Origin of the sequence: Variovorax sp. UMC13 (assembly GCF_014170375.1) — a bacterium.
Lineage (GTDB): Bacteria > Pseudomonadota > Gammaproteobacteria > Burkholderiales > Burkholderiaceae_C > Variovorax.
In genome coordinates this window covers 245,773-268,761 of the sequence record NZ_LZZW01000010.1, presented here as the reverse complement: position 1 = coordinate 268,761, position 22,989 = coordinate 245,773, and the positions used below count along the sequence as shown (strand labels likewise).

Sequence of the window (22,989 nt, the reverse complement as noted above, 5' to 3'; positions counted from 1 at the left end):
GATTGTTGTAGTGCCGCGCCAAATCCGGGGCCTGGATGGCCCGGATGCGTAACAACAGAAGCGCCCAGATTGTGCTTTTGTTAGAAAAAGGTTACATCTAGGGGATCTTTTTACCTTTGTTTCCGCAAAGGTAACGCTTGCTTTCGGCGCGGTCCGTCGGTCGTGCCTCCTGGAGACATCCCCCATGCACAGCCACTCGTCGATGAACCGCGTCTACCGTATTGTCTGGAACGAGGCGCTCAGCATGTGGGTGGCGGTGGCGGAAAACGCCAAGGGCCGCAGCAAGGGCGGCATCGGCCGCAAGCGCCTGGCCGCGCTGCTGGCCGCCACGCTGGGCAGCGCGGCCGGCGTGATGCCGCCGGCCATGGCGGGGCCGCTGGACGGCATCGTGATCGACGGGCGCACCAACACCCAGTTGAGCCAGCCCTCGGTCAACGCCGTCAACATCACGACCACCACGGTCAACGGCGGCAACGCCTTCAACTCCTTCAGCCGCTTCAGCGTGGACGCGGGGAACATCGCCAACCTGCACGTGCCCACGGGCGCGACCAACCTGATCAACATCGTGCGCGACGCGCGCACCGACATCAACGGCGTGCTCAACGGCATCAAGGACGGCCGCATCGGCGGCAACGTCTGGTTCGCCAACCCCTACGGCCTGGTGGTGGGCGCGGGCGGCGTGGTCAACGTGGGCTCGCTCAACGTGAGCACGCCCACCGCGGCCTTCGTGCAGGGCTTCTTCGGCGCTAACGGGCCGAATGCCAACTACGTGCAGCAGCTGCTCAACGGCACCGCGCCGCTCAACGCCGACGGCACGGTCTCGATCCTGGGGCGCGTCAACGCAATCAACGGCGTGGTGCTGAGCGCCGGCGCGATCAACGTGCGCGGCGCGATCTACAGCGGCGCGCGCTTCCTGGGCACCGCGCCCGACTTCAGCGACGTGGTCAATGCCAACGGGCTCTCGGTGGCCACCGGCATCGTCGAGCAGGAAGGCCGGATCCGGATCATCGCCAGCCAGACCCAGGGCGGCAAGGCGGCGATCAACCTCGACGGCGCGCAGATGCTCGCGACCAGCATCGAGCTGTCGGCCACGTCGACGCTGACCGACGCCTCGCTGGCCGTGACCAGCGGCCTGGCCAAGGCCGAAGCCGCGGCCAGCATCGACATCCAGGGCAGCCAGCTGCGCACGTTGGAGAACCTCACGGCGCAGGCGACGACCACGGTCGCCACCTCCACCTTCACCACGCCGATCGCGGCCAGCGTGCAGCGCGTGGATGCGCGCGCCACGGTGAACGTGGGCGGCAGCAGCCAGCTCACGGTCGGCGGCGATGCGCTGCTGGGCGCCACCACCAGCGTGAGCACCAACGCCACGCCCACCTCGGCGCTGGCCAACAAGGCCGGCGATGCGGCCGTGGCCGTGTCCGACGTGACCAGCCTGGCCCAGGTGCGCGTGACCGACACCAGCACCGCGGCCGTGACCGGCAAGCTCGGCCTCGCGGCCGTCAACACGGTCAGCACCACCTCGGTGGCCGATGCGGCCGCCGCCGGCAACAACGCCGCGGGCGCCGCGGTGGCCGTGAGCGTGATCGACAGCACGACCTCGGCCGTGATCGACGGCCAAGCCGCGATCACCGCGGGCGCGCTCGACCTGTCGGCCGCCTCGCGCAACACCGCGACGGTCACGGCCAAGGCCGCGAGCCAGGGTGCCGAGAAGGACGACAGCGGCAGCAGCCAGGGCAGCCAGACGCTGGCCAAGTACAAGGACAACGCCAGCACCGCCGACAGCGCGCCGGGCGAGGGCATCAAGGTCGCGGGCGCGGTCGCGGTGAGCGACCTCAGCAGCCACACGCAGGCCCTGCTCGCCTCGGGCCAGGCCGCCAAGGTCGCGGGCGCGGTGGGCCTGCGCAGCGAAGAGGGCAACACGGTGGTGGTCGCTGCCGACAGCAGCGCCACGAACAGCGCCACCGGCGTGGCCGCCGCCGTGGCCATCAACCTCGCACAACTCAGCAACGAGGCAGCGATCGCCCAGACGCTGCAGGCCGGCAGCGTGTCCGCCAGCGCCTCGATGGCGGCCGCGGCGCCGGTCAACAGCTTCACCACGACGGCCGTGTCCGGCGCGGGTGCGAGCAACGTCGGCGTGGCCGGCGCGCTGGCCGTGAACGCCATCGACAGCGCCACCGCCGCCGCGCTGCGCGGCGGCGCCAACGTGACGCTCGCCGGGGCGGGCGGCGACGTGGCGCTGACGGCGCGCAACGCCAGCGCGAGCACGGCCAAGGCCACGCCCGCAGCCAGCGGGGCGAGCGGCGACAAGGTCGGCATCGGCGCCTCGGTGGCGGTCAATGTGGTGGGCACGCGCACGCTGGCCCAGCTGGCCGACGGTGCGCAGCTGCAGGGCGCGCGCGACGTGGCGCTCGACGCGGGCGGCACCCATGCGGTGACGACCGAAGCCGAAGCCGGCTCCGAAGGCGGCATCTCGATCACGCCCTCGGTCGCGGTCTCGATCGCCAACAACACGACGCAGGCCAGCCTGGGCGCGAGCAGCAAGCTGCCGCTGACGCTCGGCGGCGACCTGCTGCTGAACGCCGCGCAATCGGCCACCACCCGGACCACGGCCAAGGGCAGCGCGGTCGGCGGCAAGGCCGCGATCGGCGCGGCCGTGGCGGTGGCGCTGGTCGACGACCTGGTCGAAGCCACGACGGCGCGCGCGATCGTCGCGAACGGCGCCTCGGGCGCGGGCAAGGGCCAGGTCACGTTCAAGGCCCAGGGCGCGTCCGCGAGCGAGGTCTCGGCCACGGCCAGCGCGAGCGGCGGCCACCAGGCCGACGACGCCGGTGCGGCCGGCGGCGGCGAGGACGCGAGCGTCGACGACAAGATCGGCAAGCAGCTTGCGCTGGGCAAGAACAAGCAGTCGGCCAACAAGGTGGGCGACAGCAAGCAGCAGGCTTCGACCGGCAACGCCGTGCAGGCGCAGAAGGACGGCCAGGGCTCAGCCAGCACCAGCGAAGGCAAGATCTCGGTGGCCGCGGCCGTCGGCGTCAACCTGCAGAACGCGACCGCGCGCGCCGAGCTGCCGGTCGACGTGACATCGGCGGGCGCCCTGACGCTTTCCGCCTCGAACAACACCGACGCCAAGGTCGTGAGCGACGGCAGCGCGCTGCCCCAGGCCGATGCCGATGGCAAGACCGCAGGCAGCACGACGCAGGTCGGCATCGGTGCCGCGGTGTCGGTCAACAAGGTGGCCTCGGTGGCCGACGCGATCGTCGGCGGCGGCGCCGTGGTCCGCTCCAACGGTCTCTCGCTGTCCGCCGGCATGACCGACGTGGCGGGCGACAGCACCCACACCGTGCAGACCGAGGCCGCTTCGGGCGCGGGCGGCAGCAAGGTCGGCATCGCCGGCTCGCTGGCGCTGAACCTGGTCGACACGCGCAGCGATGCCGCGGTGCGCAGCGGCGCCAACGTCGATGCGGGCACGGGCGCGGTGGCGCTGGCGGCCGAGAACAACACCGACATCACGGCCAAGGCCGTGCCGGTGGACAAGGGCGCGAGCGGCGGCAAGGTGGGCATCGGCGCTTCGGTGGCGGTGAACATCACGGGCAACCAGAGCACGGCCGAGATCGCCGACGGCGCCACGCTCGCGGGCAGCGGGGCGGTGTCGCTGGACGCCAAGGCCGCGCACAAGGCCGCGACCGAAGCCGAAGCCGGCTCGGCCGGCGGCGTGGCGATCACGCCCGCGCTCGCACTGGCGATGCTCAACAACACCACCAGCGCGCGCCTGGGCACGGGCGCGGCGCTGCAGAACACGGGCGCGGTCAGCGTCTCGGCCACGCAGCGCAACGTCACGACCACCGCCGCCAAGGGCAGCGCCGTGGGCGAGAGCGCGGCCATCGGCGCGGCGGTCGGCATCGCGCTGGTCAATGATGTGACCAGCGCGACCACCGAGCGCGACATCCTCGACGCGACCGGCGACGTGCGCTTCAAGGCCACGGCCTCGTCCCGGCACACGACCACGGCCACCGCCAGTTCCAAGGGCGGCAAGTCCGACGACGAAGCCGGCAAGACCGGTGCCGACGGCAAGAAGGTCGAGGACGCCACGGTCGACGACAAGGTCGACAACCAGCTCGCCTACGGCAAGACCCAGCAGACCCAGGCCAAGGTCGGCAGCGCGAAGCAGCAGACGGCCACCGGCAACGCGGCCGGCGGCAAGGCCTCGGCGGCGTCGAGCGAAGGCAAGGTGTCGGTGGCGGCCGCGGTGGCGGTCAACGTGATCGACGCCAACACCACGGCCTCGGTGGCCGCGAACCGCACGGTGTCGACCACCGGCGCCTTCGAACTGGCCGCCAGCGGCCAGACCGATGCCAGCGCCAAGTCCGACGGCACGGCGGTCGGCAAGACCGCGCAGGTGGGCATCGGCGCCGCGGCCTCGGTCAACCAGGTGAAGTCGGCCACGCTGGCCGGCATCGGCAACGACGCGACGGTGCGCGCCAAGGGCATCGCGGTCGGCGCCACCATGACCGACGTGGCCGGCGACCGCCAGCACGACATCGAGGCCAAGGCCGAATCGGGCGCGGGCGGCAGCAAGGTCGGCATCGCGGCCTCGCTGGCGCTCAACCTCGCGAACACCGCGAGCCAGGCGCTGGTGGGCGAGCGCGCCACCCTGCAGGCCGGCGGCGGCGACGTGTCGCTCACGGCCGAAGACCGGGTGAAGGCCGTGGCCCAGGCGCTGCCGACCACCACCGGCGGCGCCTCGGGCGGCAGCGTGGGCGTGGGCGTCTCGGTGGCGCTCAACCTGATCGATGCGGCCGCGGTGGCACGCCTGGGCACCAACGCGGGCCTGACGGGCGCGCGCGACCTCGCCGTCGCGGCCACCACGGCCGTCGACAGCGACACCCAGGCCACCTCGGGCGCGGCCGGCGGCAAGCTGGCCTTCGATGCGGCCGTGGCCGTGACCACGCTCAACCAGAGCACGCAGGCGCTGATCCAGTCCGGCGCGGGCGTCGCGGCCAGCGGCGACGTGGCGCTGCAGGCCACCAGCAGCGGCACCCACACCGCCACCGCGAAGGGCGAGGCCAAGTCCGGCACCGCCGCGATCGGCGCGGCCGCGGGCGTGATCACCAGCAACAGCCAGACCCAGGCCGTGCTCGACCGCGACCTGTCGGCCGGCGGCAAGCTCGCACTCACGGCCAGCGCCACGCGCGCCTACACGGCCGACGCCACGGCCAGCGCCGGCGGCTCGCAGGCTTCGAAGACCTACGACGACAACAAGGCGCAGGCCGACAGCGCGACCAGCAGCAAGACGCTCGCCAACAACCAGAACAGCCAGACCAACCAGGGCACGCAGGGCGGCGGCAAGGTCGCGATCGCGGCGGCCGTGGGCGTGAACGTGCTCGACGACGACGTGCAGGCCGCCGTGACCGGCGGCCGCACACTGGCCGCGGGCGGCGCCATGAGCGTGGCCGCGAACAACGACAGCAACTTCAGTGCGCGCGGCGCGGGCGATGCGGTCGATGCCAAGACGCAGGTCGGCGTGGCCGTGGGCGTGGGCATCAGCATCGCCAACAACAGCACCGTGGCCTCGCTGGCCGACAACACGCACGTCACCAAGGTGGGCGACCTGTCGGTCACCGCCGCCTCGACGCAGAACACCTCGCCGGCCTTCGCCCGCAAGCTCGCGGCCGAGGGCGTGGCCGGCGCCGGCGCCAGCAAGGTCGGCGTGGCCGGGGCCTTCGCGGTCGCGGTGTCGAACGCGCAGACGCTGGCCTCGATCGGCGCCAACGCGCGCATCGACCAGGCCGGCAACATCCGGCTCGACGCGACCAACACCAGCCTGCTGGGCGCCAAGGCCTGGGCCGCGGCCAAGGCCGGCACCGTGGGCGTGGGCGCCTCGGTGGCCACCGTGGTCTCGAACAACCAGTACAAGGCCACGCTGGGCGACAACGCGCAGGTCGATGCGGCCAGCCTGTCGCTCAACGCGCAGAACCTGAAGGTCAGCACGCCCGGCGTGTCGCTGCAGGTCTCGGGCGTGGACGACATCAAGAACCTGCCCGACCGCCTCACCAGCGGCCCGCTGATCGGCGGCACCAACTACTACACCGAGGCCGTGTCCGGCGCGGCCGGCGACAACGTCTCGGTGGCCGGCGCCTTCGCGGTCAACGTGTTCACCGACACCACCGAGGCCGCGATCGGCAACGGCGCCAAGGTCGTCACCACCGGCGAGGTCGCGCTGACCAGCCTCAACGACACCGGCGCCACCTCGCTGGCCGCGGCGGCGGCGCTGGGCGGCAAGGTCGGCGTGGGCGTGTCGAGCGCGGTGGTCTCAAGCCACAACGACACCAGCGCCCACATCGGCACCGGGGCCGACGTGAACGGCGCGGGCGGCATCCGCCTGGGCGCGACGAACTTGCAGGACGTGAACCTGATCGGCTTCAGCGGCGCGGCCGGCGGCAACGTGGCCGTGGCCGGGGTGGCCAACGTGCTGACCACCAAGAACACGGCACAGGCCTACATCGCCGACTCGGCGGCCACCAAAGTGCAGACCGGCGGCAATCTCTCGCTCGATGCGAAGAACGCGCTGTCGGTGTTCGACATCGTGAGCGGCGTGGCGGTGGGCGGCTCGGTCGGCGTGGGCGTGGCCGCGGCCGTGCACACGATCGAGAACGAGACCCGTGCCTTCGTCGGCAAGGGTGTGCAGGCCCGCGTCGACGGCGCGGCCCGCGTCGCGGCCGCGGCATCGGAAGACCTCAAGACCTTCGCCGTCGGCGCCGCGGGCGCGGGCTCGGTCGCGGTGGGCGGCTCGGCCATCGTCAACGTGCTCAACGCGCAGACCCAGGCCTACCTGGGCGACGGCGTGCAGCTCAACAAGGGCGCGACGCCCGGCCAGCAGAGCGTGGCCGTGTCCGCGAGCGACGACACCACGGTGTTCGACGTGGTGGCGGGCGCGGGCGGCGGCGGCTCCGTCGGCGGCGGTGCCGCGGGCGACGTGGGCGTGCTGTCGAAGACCACGCAGGCCTGGATCGGCGGCAACGCTTGGGTCGAGGCCGGCCAGAACCTCACGGTCAAGGCCAATTCGCAGGAAGACCTGCGCCTGAGCAGCATCGGCTTCGGCGCCGGCGGTTCGGCCGGCCTGGCCGGCTCGGCCGCGGTCTTCACGCTCAAGACCGACACCGAGGCGCGCATCGGCGACGGCGCCACGCTGCGCGCGCGCGGCAACGCGCTGGTGGCGGCCGACGGCCGCACCGCCGTCGACCTGATCGCGGGCAGCGCGGCGGCCGGCGGCTCGGCCGCGGTGGGCGCGGCGGCCGGCGTGGTGGTGCTCGACAAGACCACGCTGGCGCGCATCGGCGAGAACGCCAACGTGCAGGCGCTGGGCTACGGCACGGCGCTGCAGGCCGCCACCGGCCACTACGACATCGCCTACGGCGGCGCGATCACCGGCGACGGCCGCGTGACCAAGGGCGGCCTGGCGCCGACCGACGCCCAGGGCAACGGCATCGGCGGGCGCGACGCCTTCAAGGCGCTCACGCAGCAGCGCAGCGCCACCGCGCGCACCGAGGCCCTGCAGGGCCTGGGCGTGACGGCCACCAACAGCGACAGCGTCAAGGCCTATGCGGTCACGGGCGCGGGCGCGGGCGCCGCGGCGATCACGCTGGGCGCCAACGTGTCCACCGTCGACACCGACACGCGCGCGCAGATCGGCGCCGGCGCGAAGATCAACCAGACGGCCGACGTGGCCGACGCCGCGCAATCGGTGCGCGTCGCGGCCGGCAACGAGCAGTTCCACCTGGGCCTGGCCGGTGCGGCCTCGGGCGCGGGCGCGGTGGCCGTGGGGGCGGGCGCCGACGTGTTCGTGAGCAAGAACACCACGCAGGCGGCCATCGCCTCGGGCGCGCAGGTCAAGGCCGCGCGCGACGTGCAGGTGCTGGCCGAGGGCCAGACCCAGGTGCTCGACATGGGCGTGGGCCTGTCGGCGGCCGGCACGGTCGCGGTGGCGGGCTCGGTGGCGGTGGTGTCCATCGCCAACACCACGCAGGCGCTGGTGGGCGCGGGCACGACCCGCATCGACGCGAGCGGCAACGTGCGCGTGGCGGCACGCGACGACACCCAGACCGACATGGTCGCGGGCGCGGCGGCAGCGGGCATTGGCGCGGCCGGCGTGGGTGCGGCCGTGGGCGTGAGCAGCCTCACCAAGACCACCCAGGCCGGCATCGGCGACGGCGTGACGGTGAACGCGCTGGGCAAGGGCACGGGCAACGACATGACGGCCTTCAGCGGCCGCGACGAGGATGCGACCATCGCCGATGCGCGTGGCGTGCAGGTGCAGGCCACCTCCTCGGAAGACCTGTTCACCGTGGTCGCCAGCGGCGCGGCCGGTCTCTATGCGGGCATCTCGGGCGCGATCTCGGTCGAGTCGGTGCGCTCCGACACCCAGGCCTCGATCGGCAACGACGCAAAGATCAACCAGGCCAACGCCGGCGCCAACGCCGCGCAGGACGTGAACGTCAGCGCGCGCAACCAGCTGCGCTCGCAGGTGGTCACCGGCTCGCTGGCGCTGGGCGCGGGCGCGCTGGCCGGCGCGGTGGACGTGGGCACGGTGAACAACCGCACCACGGCCTCGATCGGCAGCAATGCGAAGGTGACGGCCGCGCGCGACATCGGCGTCAACGCGCTGAGCCGCCAGGACTACACGACCACGGTGGTCAGCGGCGCGGGCGGCCTGGTGGGCCTGGCCGGCGGCATCGCGGTCTACGGCATCGGCGAGGCGCTGAGCCAGGACGCGACCGACCAGCTCTCGCACGCGGGCAACCCGCGCAACGTGAACCAGGAAGCCGATGCGCAGGCCAGCGACGACACGGTGGGCCGCATGCTGGCCGCATCGGACGACGCGCGCACCCGCGACATCGCGGCCACCGCGCAGAGCAAGCGCTCGGCCGTGAGCATCTCTTCTTCGCTGAGCGCGCCGCAGCCTTCGGGCAACGCGGCGCAGGTGGGCGACGGCGCGGTGCTCGTGGCCGGCCGCGACGTGGGCGTGAACGCGCACGGCACGCTGGACTTCGGCATGAAGACCGGCGCGGTGTCGGTCGGCGCGCTGGGCCTCGGGGCCGGCGTGGGCATCGCCAACTTCCAACTCGCCAACCAGGCACTGGTGGGCAACAACGTGACGGTCAGCGCGGGCGGCGACCTGCGGGTGACGGCCTCGCTGGCCGAGAAGGCGCAGGCCCTGGGCTTCGCCGGCACCGGCGGCGTGGTCGCGCTCAACGCGGCCTACGCCAGCCTGGCCGACGACAGCGTGACCCGCGCGGCCATCGGCAACAACCTGACCATCCACAAGGCCGACGAGGTGCTGGTGAACGCCACCGACACGCGTTCGCTCGATGCCGAAGCCTACGGCGCCAGCGTCGGCGCCTACGTGGCCGGCGCATCGATCGCCCGCAGCGTCATCGACGGCTCGACCAGCGCCTCGATCGGCAGCGGCGCGCAGATCGGCGCAGCCACCGGCGACGCGGTGCGCGCGCTGACGGTCGAGGCGGCATCCGACGTGCAGGCCCAGAGCCATGCGGTGGCGGCCGCGGCCGGCCTGGGCCTGGCGCTGAGCGGCTCGGTGGCGACGGCCAAGGCCACGCCCGAAGTCAGCGCCTTCGTCAGCGGCGGCGACATCCGGCTGGCCGAGGACGCACGCATCGCAGCCACGGGCAAGACCCGCGCGCAGGCCGAATCGCTGGGCGTGAACCTGAGCTTCACGGCCGCCGCGGGCGCCGCGGTGGCCACGGCCGAGGCGGTCTCGCGCGTCGACGCCTACCTGGGCAGCGGCACGCAACTGAGCGGGCGCAACCTCACGGTCTCGGCCGCGCAGCAGCTCGCGGGCAGCGGGCCGAACGTGTCGGCCAACGCCACCGGCGCCTCGGGCGCGCTGTTCGCCGGCCTCACCGCGACCTCGGCCCATGCCGACACCGACAGCCGCGTCAACAGCCGCGTGGGCGACGGCAGTACGCTCACGCTGACCGGCACGGCGGCGGTGAACGCGCTCAACAACACGCGCCAGCAGGCCGATGCCTCGGGCTTCGCGGGCGGCATCGTGGCGGCGGGCTTCAACGACGCGCGCGCCACCTCGAACACGGTGACGCAGGCCACGCTGGGCGACAACGTCCAGGTCGCGGCCCCGGTCGCCAACACCACGTTGATGGCGCAGCTCGCGCTCAGCGCCGACGGCACCGACACCAACCGCGCCAACGCCATCTCGGGCAGCGGCGGCCTGATCGCGGGCTCGGCCGCGACCGCCACCACCGCCGGCACCAGTCTCACGCAGGCCACCACCGGCAGCGGCGACGGCTCGCACCGCATCGCGGCGAAGAAGGTTTCGCTCGATGCGCGCCACACCACCGACTACAACGCCACCGTCAACAGCGTCAACGCCTCGGTGGTGGGCGCGAGCGGCGCCAAGGCGGTGAACACGGTGAACAGCACGGTCACGGCCGCGATCGGCGACAACGGCGTGGTCTCGGCCAACGAGATCAAGCTCAGCGCCAGCAACAGCAGCCGCAAGGACTGGATCGGTTCCAGCAACGGCGACACGGCAGGCTTCAACGTCGACTCGGGCTCGGGCGGCGTGATCGACCTGCCCGCGGCCTCGAGCCAGACCGACATCTCGCACATCACCACCGCCGCGATCGGCGCCGGTGCCAAGGTGCATGCGCTGCTGCCTTCGGCCGGCACCGCGCGGCTGGACATGGACGCCTTCAATGACATCGTGGCGCGCGACAAGGTGCGGCTCGATTCGGGCGGCCTGATCTCGGTGGCGCGTTCGGTCTCGAACGTGAACGTGAACCGAGCCGACGCCACCGTCTCCTTCGGCGACGGTGCGAGCGTGACCAGCGACAACGGCGACATCAATGCCGGCGCGCACGCCACCGTGGCGCTCGACGCGCGGGCCCAGGCCAACGTCTACGGCCTGGCGGGCGCGCCCTCGGGCCGCGCCTATGCGGTCTACAACGGCAACAACCAGGCCATCGTCGACACCAACGCGCTGCTGCGCGCCGACGACGGCTCGGTGATGCTCTCGGGCGGCCAGGGCTACGACGGCACGCGCACGCGCATCGACGCCAACGCGGCGGTCAACCTCTGGAACAAGACCGCGATCCCGATCACCACCGACCCCGATGCGCAGGCCAACGTGAACAGCAATGCACGCGTGAGCCTGGCCACCGGCAGCAAGGTCGAGTCGGCCGAGGACATCGCGCTGTATGCCGACAAGGGCATCGTCAGCGTCAATGCCAAGGGCATCGGCAAGGACCTCTACCGTGAGGCGCTGGCCGCCATCGCGAGCGGCATCAGCAACCTGTTCGGCGGCGGCGACGTGTCCTTCGACGTGATCGGCGGCTCGACCCGCTCGACGGGAAGCGCCGTGGTGCACGTCGACGGCATCGCCATGACCGGCATCAACCGCCGCGCCTCGCTGACCTTCGAGATCGAACTCATCGACGCGGCCGGCAACCCGGTCTCGGCACCGGTGTATGCCAAGGTCTTCCAGACCAACGAGCTGGGCCAGTTCGTGGACACGGCCGGCAACCCGACCACCGATCCGGCCAAGTACGTGGAGGTCGGCAAGCAGGTGCTGTGGCGCATGAAGTCGACCGCCAGCAAGGGCGTGACCTACTCGGTCGAGCTGGGCAAGGGCATCGGCGCCGACATCCAGGAGCGCATCATGAAGCTGCGCAGCCTGATGTCGCAGTACGCGTCGGACGAGGTGGCGCGCGGCGCCTACCAGGCCGAGATCAACTTCCTGATGTTCAAGCTGGTCGAGCTCGGCCTGGCCAGCGGCGCGACCAACCCCGACGGCACGATCAAGCTGGACCCGGCCACGGGCCAGCCGCTGATCAACCCGGGCCAGTGGAACAACCCGAGCCCGCGCCAGATCGCCGAGACGCAGATCAAGCAGTACCAGATGCAGCTGATGAGCGAGACCGGCAAGGCGACCGGCAGCGGCCAGCTGATCCAGGCGACGACCACCGCGGCCATCGGCTCGGCCACGCAGATCGGCACCAGCGCCGGCAGCATCGTCACCCACACCGGCACGCTGGCCACGACCAACGCCGGCATCGACACCCAGCTCAAGTCGCTGGCGAACTTCAGCGTCGGCAACGCCACCTACGTGGCGACGCAGGCGCTGATCGGCGACAACGCGACGCAGCTGGCGGCGATCCAGCAGAACCGCACGCTGAACACGAACGCGCTGACGACCATCGCGCAGAAGAACACGGTCATCGACGGGCTGCTGGGCGAGATCGGCGGGCTGCGCACCGACATGCAGGCCCTGGCCTACGGCTCGGCCGCCTACATGGCCAAGCAGGCCGAGATCGACACCCGCCAGGCCAGCATCCTGGCCCGGGCCGGCGAGATCAAGACGCTGCTGACCAGCGTCTCGACGCAGAGCGCGGCCATCGATGCCGCCTCGACCAAGATCGCGAGCAACAACGCCACCATCAGCGCCAACCAGGCGGCGCTGGCCACCGCGTTCAAGAAGAGCGACGGCAGCCAGGACGGCGTGGTCACGGCGATCAACACCGCGCGCAGCAATGCGGATGCGGCGCGCAACGGCATCGCCAGCGCCGCGGTCACCATCGACACCGAGGCCGGCAAGTTCGCCAACGCCACCACCGGTTATGTGCAGGTGGTGAACCAGACCGCCACCGCGCTCGACACCTCGATCGGCCAGAAGACCAGCGCCGCCACCAACCTGGTGCAGCTCAACAGCACGCTGGGCCAGCAGTCGACCACCCCGGCCAACGGGCCGATCGCGGACTTCATCACGGTCAACGACATCACGGTCAAGCTGGGCAACATCCGGACCTCGGGCGACGTGCTCGAAGGCACGGGCCAGCTCAACGCGCCGGGCGATGCGCAGATCGACATCGTCAACAACACGCCCAACTTCCTCAAGCTCAAGAACCTGACGGTGAACAGCGACGACGGCGGCACGGTGCGCTTCAACGGCGTGCTGGTGAACTCGGGCGCGGACATCAACGCCATCAACAGCACCGGCACGGGCGCGAGCGCGCTGCAGGTGCTGACGCGCGACACCAGCGCCGCGCCCAAGCCGGCCATCAACATCACCAGCACCTACGACGCGAACGCGGCCGGCGCCACCGTGCTGGCACCGGCGCCGAACATCGAGCTGGCGGGCGACATCAGCAACCTGCGCGGCTCGGTCACGGTGAAGAGCGCTGCGGGCAGCATCCTGTCGAACGGCAGCATCCGCGCCGGCACGGTGGACATCAAGGCCGACAACGGCGACTTCGTGCAGAGCTACGTGGACAACTTCTTCCACGTGGGCGGCGACCCGGCCTCGATCAAGGACAACGGCACGCCGCTGGGCGGCGGCATCGTGGCCAACGGCAGCGTGTTCCTGAGCGCGCGCTACCTCAACATCAACAGCCTGGTGCAGAGCGGCATCCAGGACTGGAAGATCGACCTGCCGGCGGCGCCCAAGCTCACCGGCACGGCCAGCTTCTTCGGCCTGTCGCAGACCTCGCTGGACAACGCCGTCACGGCCTACAACAACGCCACCGGCGCGGCCAAGGATGCACTGCGCTACACCACCTACACGGTGGCGGCGGGCGTCGTGACCTACGACGCGCTGCTCAAGCGGCTCGAGGTCGGCATGGACTTTGCCAAGGCCGACCGCAACACCGCCGACTGGGCCACGCGCACGGCCGTGTCCGGCGGCCTGTACCAGCTGGTGTCGGACTACGGCAACATCGGCGCCAGCTACGACGTGGTGAACAACCGTTTCGAGCTCGACGGCACGCAGGTCAGCGGCGGCTACATCCAGGTGTACGGCCAGATCATGAACACCTCGACCAACGGCGCGGGCACGCTGCGCGCGCTCGACGGCTACGGCCAGATCCTGGTCAACAACCCGACCGGCCTGTCGGTGGTGATCAACAGGCTCGACACCGGCAAGGACAGCACCGGCACCGGCCGCGGCATCGCCGGGATCATCGACATCACCGACATCCAGGGCATCGGCAACGGCAGCCAGCTGACCAAGACGCACACGGTCTACAAGCGCGAGAACGGCGTGGTCACGCGCAACGACGTGGTCGACACGCTGGCCACCAGTGGCCGCGCGACCACCTACGCGCCGCAGACCGGCCTGCGCTACGCCTGGACCACGGGCACCGACAACTCGACCATCAGCTACTGGCACTACAAGGGCGCGCAGTTCTTCGGCTCGTCCAGCCTGCGCACCGGCCCGACCGGCGAGGTGGTCAGCCAGTCCGGCCCCTTCATCCTGGACAGCTACCGGCTGGACAACGGCACCTACCTGTACACCGACACGGGCAAGACCGGGACCCCGTACACCCAGAACTCACAGACCCACAAGACCGGCGATTCGCTGTGGGTCAAGACCGACGAGTGGTCGACCTGCAACTGGTGGACGCTGTGCATCGCGGGCAACTACCACCAGAAGTTCACCGAGACCACGCCGACCACGACCATCACGACCAAGACGCTCACCGCCGACAACAAGATCAACATCGAGTTCAGCGGCTACGACCAGGGCAAGGTCACGGTCAACTCGGCGGCCGACGTGCTGCTCAAGGGCGAGATCCGCAACAGCAGCGGCACCACCACCGTCAACGCCGGCAGCGGCGTGACGCCGGTGGCGGGCGTGTCGACGGCCGACCGTTCGATCGTGCAGCTCAACGACACGGCGCTGGTGACCGGCAAGGACATCGTGCTCAACGCCACCGGCACCGTGGGCGGCACGCTCAACGCCGACCCGGCGCGCGCGATCGCGGTGGCGGTCAACGGCGGCAAGCTGGATGCGGCGGCCGCACAGGGCAACGTCAACGTCGAGCAGACCGTGGGCACGCTGAACGTGGGCCGCGTCACGGCCGGCGGCAGCGCGCTCGACGGCAAGGGCCGCGTCACGCTGCGCTCCGACGGCAGCATCGTGGCGGCCAACGCCGCCACCTCGCTGATCCAGGGCGACCGGGTCGACCTGACATCGCAGAACGGTGCCATCGGCGGCATCGCGGCGCCGCTCAAGGTCAACGTCGGCTACAGCGACGACATTTCCAAGCGCGGCCTGTTCGGCCTCAGGGCCTCGGCCCAGGGCGACATCGGCATCGAGACGCAGGCCTGGTCGGGCAACACCGCCGGCCACCTGCTGGTCGACACGGTGGTGTCCACCGGCGGCGACGTGCTGCTCAAGGCGCCGGGCCGGATCATCGACAACAACCCGATCGAGTCGGTCGACACCCGCACCTGGAACGAGCTGCTGGCCTTCTGGGACGCCTCGGGCCTGCGCGCCGGCACGGACGAGAACAAGGCCAACCAGGCGCAGGCCATGAAGTCCTACGAGCAGGGCCTGACGCAGGAATACAAGCTGTACTGGCAGATCCGCAGCACGCAGCCCGATGCCAGCGCCTACGACCCGGCCTTCAAGTACCAGGCCTCGGCCGCCGAGCGGCAGGGCCTGACCGTGGCCGGCCAGACGCCGCAACAGAGTGCGGCGGCCATTGCCGCCTTCGAGACCGAGCGCACCGCCAGCTACCACGCGCTCAACGAGAAGGTGGGCGGCTTCAGCGCCAGCTACGACAGCGGCTTCCGCTACCAGGCCAGCACCGCCGAGCGCGACGCGATCCTGGCCAAGTCCTCATGGACCGACCGCGAGCTGGGCATCTCGATCAGCGCGGGCCTGCTCAAGGACGTGACCAACACCAACCCGGTGGTCAAGAGCGCCAACGTGTCGGGCCGCAACGTGACGCTGCAGGCGGGCATCGCCATCGGCGAGACCAAGGGCGCGGTGGTGGTGCCGACCAACATCGATCCGCGCAACCTGACCGACGAGATGAAGGTGGCGCTGGCCTCGGCCGAGCGCTCCGACATCGTGGTGACCGACAGCGCCATCACGGTGCTGCGCCGCGCGCCGGTGAACTTTAGCGCGCTCGATGCCTTCAACGCCTCGGTCACGGCCGCACCCGTGGCCGGCACCGACATCGGCTCGGCCTTCCTGGCCTCGATGGGCAGCGCGCGCCTGGGCAGCATCGACGTGACGGGCGAGACGCGCATCAAGGTGCGCGGCTCGATCACCAACGCGCTCCCGACCTCGGGCCCGCTGCAGACCGGCAACCTGGTGCTCGAGGCGGCCTACGGCGGCATCGGCTACGTGCCGGGTGACGGCGTGAACGCCGGCCAGTCGCAGCCCTTGCGCCTCAAGCTGCGCGACGGCGCCACGCTGACCGCGCGCGCCTCGGAGAACATCGAGATCGAGGAGGAGGGCGACCTCAACGTCGATACCGTGTTCTCGCGCCAGACCGCCAAGCTCACGGCCGAGGGCTCGATCCTCGACGCGATCGGCGACACCGGCCTCAACGTGCTGGCCAACAACATCGACCTGACAGCGCGCAACGGCAACATCGGTGCGGCCGGCGCGGGCGCGCTGGACGTGGGCGTGACCGGCACCACGGGCCGCATCACGGCCCAGGCCGCGCAGGACATCCACCTGAACGGCCCGCGCGGTCGCTACCTGAACTTCGGCGACGTCACGGCCGGCGGCAGCGCCAGCCTTTCGGGCGATGCGGACCTGCGCCTCTACGGCGCGGTGCAGGCGGCCGGCGCGGTCGACCTGAGCGCAGGGCTGACGCTGGCCATGGCCGCCACGTCGTCGGTGCGCTCGACGGCGTCGAACCTGAAGCTCTCGGCCGGTGAACTGACGATGGCCGACGGCGCCACGCTGCGCGGCGACGTGGGCACGGTGCGCATCGACACGCTGACCGACGCCACCATCACCGGCATCTCGACCGGCAACGGTACGGCCGACGCGGTGCGCATCAAGGCCGGCGGCGACGTGCGCGACGGCGGCGACACGCGCCTGGACATCGTGGCCGACGCCGCACCCGCGGCCGGCGTGACCATCGAGGCCGGTGGCGACATCGGCAAGGGCAACGCGCTGGAGATGCGCCTGCGCCACCTCGACGCCAAGGCCGGCGGCAGCGCCGACTTCGCGGTGAGCGGCGACGTGGTGGTGGGCCAGCTCACCAGCGTCGACAACGCGACGCTGACGGCCACGGGCCAGATCACCACCACCGCGGTCGAGAGCACGCTGGGCGGCGTGACGCTGGTGTCCACCGGCGGCAACATTGATGCGGGCCGCACCGTCGCCTTCGGTGATGTGCGGCTGCAGTCCGACGTGGGCCAGATCACGGCCGGTCGCACGCAGGCCGGCGGCCAGGTGGCGCTGGTCGCCACCGCGGGCTCGGTGCAGGCCACCGACACCACGGCCGGCGGGCGCATCGACGTCACGGCCGCGCAGGACATCGCGCTGGGCACGGCCAGCGCGGGCGGCGACATCGTGCTGGCCGCGGGCCGCGCGCTGACGGCGGGCACATTGGCCAGCACAGCGGGCGACATCCGCGCACGCGCCGCCACCGGCGACCTGCGCACGGGCCGCACCACCAGCACGGCCGGCAACGTGACGCTGGTGGCCGATGCCGGCGACGTGGCCGCGGGCCGCACCCAAGCCGGCGGCAACGTCGCGCTGATCGCCGGCGCGGGCTCGGTGCAGGCCGACGCCACCACCGCGGGCGGGCGCATCGAGGCCACGGCCGCGCGCGACATCGCGCTGACCACGGCCGCGGCCGGCGGCGACATCGCCTTGGCCGCAGGCCGCAACCTGGCGGCCACCACGCTGTCCAGCCTGGCCGGCGACATCCGCGCGAGCGCCGCCACCGGCGACCTGCGCACCGGCAGCACCACCGCCTCGGTCGGCGACGTGACGCTCACGGCCAACGCCGGCGATGTGGTCGCGGGCACCACGCAAGCCGGTGGCGACGTGGACATGAGCGCCACGGCAGGCTCGGTGCAGGCCGACGCCACCACGGCCGGCGGCCGCATCGGCATCGCGGCGGCGCAGGACATCGGCGTGAACCGCGCAACGGCCGGTGGCGACATCGTGCTGGCCGCGGGACGCGACCTGCAGGCCACGACCCTGGCCAGCACCGGCGGCGGCATCCAGGCCACGACGGGACGCGACCTGACGATCGGCACCGCGAGCGCGCAGCGCGACATCGTGCTGGATGCGGGCCGCCACCTGACGGCCGGCACGCTCGCCAGCACCCAGGGCAGCGTGATCGCGAAGGCGCGCACCGGCAACCTGCGCATCGGCACGCTGGACGCGGCGCTCGACGGCGTGCTCAGCGCGCCGCAGGGCGAGGTGGCGGTGGAGCGCGTCAAGGCGGGCCGAGACTTCACGCTCGAGGCACGCCACGACGTGGACGTGCGCGAGGGCTCGGCCGGCGGCACCTTCACGTTGTCGTCGACCGGCGGCAACGCCACGGCCGGCACGCTCACGGCCGATGCGGTCGTGATGCGCGCATCGGGCCGCGTGGCGGCCGACCGCCTCCATGTGGTCTCGCTGTTCGACCTGGCCGGCGACCGCGTGAACGCCAACATCTACGGCGGCGCCAAGCCCGTCAAGGGCACGGTCACCGGCTTCAACGGCGGCACCGCGAGCGATGTGGTGCTGGCGCTGTCGGGCCAGGGCGGCTTCGCGATCGACCGCTTCAAGGCGCGCACCGCGGCCATCACCAACCCGGTCGGCCCGCTCGCGATCGACAGCATGCTGGTGGTGGACCGCGCGACCGTGACCAACCCGCAGACCCATGTAGTGATCGACCAGCACGACCGCAGCATCCAGCCGGGTGCCGACGTGCAGATCTTCTCCTTCGGCGCGCCCTTCAGCTTCTCGCTGTACGACAACCACGCGTTCACCGACGCGTTCGTGATCTACCGCAGCCCCGAGCACGACCAGATCGCCGACATGGGCCTGAACCGCAGCGCGGTCGAGTTCAGCGAGCTGGCGCTGTCGGTGGCGCGCAAGCGCGAAGACCCCACGCTCGAGGCCCGCCAGGGCACCGAGGGGCAGGACCTCCGGCCGGTGCGCTATTCGGGCGTGCCGGTGAAACTGGACGGCGACTGCAGCAAGAACATTGTTCCGGAGTGCACACGATGATTCGTTTTTCCGTCACGGCCCTGGCGGCCCTGGCCGTTGTCCAGGCCGCCGCCCAGTCCGTGCCTGTCCCGCCCCTGGTGCTGCCGCCGGCGGCCGATGCGGGCGCGCTGCAGCAGCGCCAGATCGAGTCGGAGCAGCGCCGGCGCGAGGCCGAGCGCGAACTGCAGCAGCCCGCGCAGCCGCTGATCCGGCCGGCCGCGCCGAGCACGCCCGCGCCGCTCACCGGCAGCGGCGTGCGCGTGGCGGTCAAGGAGATCCGCTTCTCGCCGTCGGAGATCCTGGCCGCGCCCGCGCTGGAGGCCATCGCCGCCGACTACCGCGGCCGGCAGGTCACCTTGGCCGAGCTGCAGCAGCTGGCCGACCGCGTGAACGCGCTCTACAAGGAGAAGGGCGTGGTCACCGCGCTGGCCACGATCCCGCAGCAGGACGTGACTGCGGGCGTGATCGAGGTGCGCCTGGTCGAGGGCCGCGTGGGCAAGGTGCTGATCGAGGGCAATGCCTCGACCAGCGCCGAGTTCATCACGCCGCGCCTGGGCCTGCAGGCCGGCCAGCTGGTCGACCTCGACAAGCTCGAGCAGGGCCTGGTCTGGTTCAACCGCACCAACGACGTTCGGCTGCAGGCCGACCTGCTGCCCGGCGAAAACTTCGGCACCACCGACCTGCGCGTGGCCGTGATCGAGCCGCCCAAGCATGAGCTGCTGGCCACGGTCGACAACATGGGCAGCAAGCTCACCGGCGAATGGCGCGCCGGCCTGTCGTACCGCAACCGCAGCCTGCTGGGCTGGCGCGACGAGGTCTCGCTGTCGTACACGCGCGCCCGCGGCCAGGACAGCCGCGCCGCCAGCTACGCGATACCGATCAACCGCTACGGCGGCCGGCTCAGCCTGGGCTTCTACGAGGACCGCACGGCCATCAAGTACGGCGCGCTGTCGAGCTTGAACATCACCGGCAACTCGCGCGCGCACGTGCTGTCGCTGCGCCAGCCGGTGTGGATCGATGCCAGCTCGCAATGGGACGTGGTGGCGGGCACCAAGCGGCGCATCAGCAGCAACTACATCGACGACGTGTTCCTGCAGCGCACCGACAGCAAGGACCGCAGCCTGGGCATGGAATGGCAGTGGGCCGCGGACACCAGCTCGGTGACCGCCAGCTACATCAAGTACTGGACCGATGCCACGGTGCTGTTCGAGCGCATCAAATACCAGGTCGACCGCGCCTCGGTGCGCTACAACCAGGGCCTCACGCCCGGCTTCTCGCTGCGCACCAGCCTGGGCGGCCAGTGGGCGCGCGACAAGAACCTGCCCTCGGGCGAGCAGTTCTTCCTGGGCGGCGAGGGCAGCGTGCGCGGCTATCCGGTGGGCGCGTTCTCGGGCGATGAGGGCTATGCGCTCAACGTCGAGCTGCACCATCCGCTGGTCAACACCACGCTGGGCTCGCAGACTGTCGCCGCCACCGGCTTCTTCTTCGTCGACCACGGCCGCACCTCGCCCTACCGCCCGCCGGCCTCGCTGCTGGCGCCGAGCGAAAAGCTCACCGGCATCGGCTGGGGCCTGAACGCCGCGATCGGCAAGCGCACCAGCCTGCGCATGACCCTGGGCTACGGCCTGGACGACGTGCCGCAGACCCATCGCAACTACCAGGTGACGGTGCAGCTGATCTCCAGCCTGCTGTAGCCGCCGTCGGGAAGAGGCGTCGCAGGGCACCGTGCTGCGGCAGCCCGTGGCTGCCGGCCGAGCGTCGATTCCACCTCCCGGGCGTGGGGGATGGGGGCGGGCGAAGCCTGTTCGCCGCAGGCCCGCGTTAAGCTTGCCGACCCCCCTGACCGCCCCCGCGCACGGCATGCCGGCGCGCTTCCCCATCCACCCGAGGACGAGACCATGCAACAACACGACAACCTGATCGGCGGCGAATGGAAGAAGGGCCACAGCTACAGCCCGAACCTGAACCCGTCGAACCTGGGCGACACCATCGCCGAATACACGCAGGGCGACGCATCGCACGTCGATGCGGCCGTGGCCGCGGCCACCGCGGCCTTTCCGGCCTGGGCCACGGGCAGCATCCAGGCGCGCTCCGACGCGCTCGACAAGATCGGCACCGAGATCCTGGCGCGCAAGGAAGAGCTGGGCATGCTGCTGGCGCGTGAAGAGGGCAAGACCCGCGCCGAAGGCATCGGCGAGGCCACCCGCGCGGGCCAGATCTTCAAGTTCTTCGCCGGCGAATGCCTGCGCCTGTCGGGAGAGACGCTGCCTTCGGTGCGCCCGAACATCGGCGTCGAGATCACGCGCGAACCGGTGGGCGTGGTGGGCCTGATCACGCCCTGGAACTTCCCGATCGCGATCCCCGCCTGGAAGATCGCACCGGCGCTGGCCTTCGGCAACTGCGTGGTGCTGAAGCCGGCCGACCTGGTGCCCGGCAGCGCCTGGGCGCTGGCCGAGATCATCAGCCGCTCGGGCATCCCGGCGGGCGTGTTCAACCTGGTGATGGGCCGCGGCAGCGTGATCGGCAATGCGCTGGTGGCGCACCCGGGCGTGCACGCGATCAGCTTCACCGGCTCGGTGGGCGTGGGTCGCGGCATCGCGGTCCAGTGCGCCACCAACCACAAGAAGGTGCAGCTGGAGATGGGCGGCAAGAACCCGCAGGTGATCCTGGACGACGCCGACCTCGTGCAGGCAGTGGAGCTCAGCGTGCAGAGCGCCTTCTATTCCACCGGCCAGCGCTGTACCGCCTCGAGCCGGCTGATCGTCACCGACGGCATCTACCCGCAGTTCATCGCGGCCATGAAGGCCCGCATGGAGAAGATCAAGGTCGGCGACGCGCTGGCGCAGGGCACGGACATTGGCCCGGTGTCGAGCCTGAGCCAGCTCGAGCAGGACCTGAGCTACATCGAGATCGGCAAGAGCGAAGGCGCGGTGCTGGCCGTCGGCGGCGAGCGCCTGAAGCGCGACACCGAGGGCTTCTACATGGCGCCCGCGCTGTTCAGCGAGTCGGGCGCAGGCATGCGCATCAACCGCGAGGAGGTGTTCGGCCCGGTGGCCAGCGTGATCCGCGTCAAGGGCTATGAAGAGGCGCTGGCCACGGCCAACGACACCGAGTTTGGCCTGTCGGCGGGCATCGCGACCACCAGCCTGAAGTACGCGACGCACTTCAAGCGCCACAGCCAGGCCGGCATGGTGATGGTCAACCTGCCGACCGCGGGCGTGGACTACCACGTGCCCTTCGGCGGCCGCAAGGGCTCGAGCTACGGCCCGCGCGAGCAGGGCCGTTACGCGCAGGAGTTCTTCACCACGGTGAAGACGGCCTACACCCTTGCCTGAGACCGACGTGGGCAGCGCGGCGCTGCCGGTGCTCTATTCCTTCCGGCGCTGCCCCTATGCGATGCGGGCGCGCTTCGCGCTGCTTGCGAGCGGCACGCGCTGCGAGCTGCGCGAGGTGGTGCTGCGAAACAAGCCCGCGGCGCTGATCGAGGCCTCGCCCAAGGCCACGGTGCCGGTGCTGGTGCTGCCCGGCGGGCAGGTGATCGACCAGAGCCTGGACATCATGCAGTGGGCACTGGCGCGCCATGATCCGCAGGCCTGGCTGCAGCCGCCGAAGGAAACACCCGAGACCATGCTGGCGCTGGTCGCGCAATGCGACGGCGCCTTCAAGCAGCAGCTCGACCGCTACAAGTACCCGAACCGCTTCGAAGGCGTCGATGCGCTGCAGCAGCGGGCCGAGGGCGCGCTGTTCCTGCAGGCCCTGGACCAGCGCCTGGTGCAGGGCTCGCACCTGTTCGGCGACCGGCCCACGCTGGCCGACATGGCGATCGCGCCCTTCGTGCGCCAGTTCGCGCAGGTCGATGCCGACTGGTTCGCGGCGCAGCCCTGGCCCGCGCTGGTGAACTGGCTCGCGACCTTGACCGCGAGCGAGACCTGGCGCGAAGCGACGCAGAAGTACCCGCCGTGGGCGCCGGGTGCCGCGCGCCAGATATTTCCTTAGCG

General features: G+C 71.4%; 4 protein-coding genes. All 4 read left to right on the top strand.

Annotation, left to right across the window (positions count from 1 at the left end):
• Positions 1-184: 184 nt before the first annotated feature.
• The 4 genes from A9977_RS06195 (at position 185) to A9977_RS06180 (ending at position 22,987) form a co-directional block, all read left to right on the top strand.
• Positions 185-19,012, top strand: a complete 18,828-nt coding sequence (locus A9977_RS06195) for a leukotoxin LktA family filamentous adhesin (RefSeq protein WP_183023997.1) — start codon at positions 185-187, stop codon at positions 19,010-19,012.
• A complete protein-coding gene (locus tag A9977_RS06190; RefSeq protein ID WP_183023996.1) occupies positions 19,009-20,685 on the top strand; it encodes a ShlB/FhaC/HecB family hemolysin secretion/activation protein in 1,677 nt (558 codons plus the stop codon). The genes A9977_RS06195 and A9977_RS06190 overlap by 4 nt, the downstream gene beginning before the upstream one ends.
• A gap of 204 nt (positions 20,686-20,889) precedes the next feature.
• A complete protein-coding gene (locus tag A9977_RS06185; RefSeq protein WP_183023995.1) occupies positions 20,890-22,326 on the top strand; it encodes an aldehyde dehydrogenase family protein in 1,437 nt (478 codons plus the stop codon).
• Positions 22,319-22,987, top strand: coding sequence for a glutathione S-transferase (locus tag A9977_RS06180; protein ID WP_259651835.1), 669 nt, complete (start codon positions 22,319-22,321; stop codon positions 22,985-22,987). Before A9977_RS06185 ends, A9977_RS06180 begins: the two co-directional genes overlap by 8 nt.
• Positions 22,988-22,989 lie beyond the last annotated feature (2 nt).